The sequence below is a fragment of the Clostridium chromiireducens genome, assembly GCF_002029255.1.
Taxonomy (GTDB): Bacteria; Bacillota; Clostridia; order Clostridiales; family Clostridiaceae; genus Clostridium; species Clostridium chromiireducens.
Window position 1 is genome coordinate 1 of record NZ_MZGT01000181.1, and the last position, 660, is coordinate 660.

The 660-nt window shown below is 34.5% G+C and carries 1 protein-coding gene; it reads left to right on the forward strand.

The genetic code is table 11. The features are described from left to right. Positions 1-660: sulfide/dihydroorotate dehydrogenase-like FAD/NAD-binding protein (locus tag CLCHR_RS24270; RefSeq protein ID WP_139376296.1), on the forward strand; the 660-nt coding region annotated here is incomplete at both ends.

Genomic DNA, 660 nt, shown 5'->3' on the forward strand with positions numbered 1-660 from the left:
TTTAATGGATATAGAAGCTCCAAGAGTGGCAAAGTCTGCAAAACCAGGGCAATTTATTATTATAAAGAATGACGAAAAGGGTGAAAGAATTCCTTTAACTATAGCGGATTATGATGCAGAAAAGGGAACAGTAACTATAGTTTTTCAAACTGTAGGAAAAGGAACTAAGCAGTTAGCTACGTTTAATGAAGGGGATTATGTAGCTGACTTTGTTGGACCATTAGGAGTACCAAGTGAATTTATACATGAGGATATAGAAGAATTAAAGAAGAAGAATTTAGTCTTTGTGGCAGGTGGAGTTGGTGCAGCACCAGTATATCCACAAGTGAAATGGATGCATGAACAAGGAATAGCAGTGGATGTTATTTTAGGAAGCAGAAACAAAGATTTATTGATATATGAAGAAGAATTAAAGAAAGTTTCAGGAAACCTTTATGTGACAACTGATGATGGCTCATATGGGTCTAAAGGGACAGGATCAGATATGCTTAAAGAATTAGTTAATAATCAAGGTAAAAAGTATGATCATGCAATTATCATTGGACCAATGATAATGATGAAATTTACTTCTATGTTAACTAAGGAATTAAATATTCCAACAACAGTAAGCTTAAATCCAATAATGGTTGATGGTACAGGCATGTGTGGCGCATGTAGAGT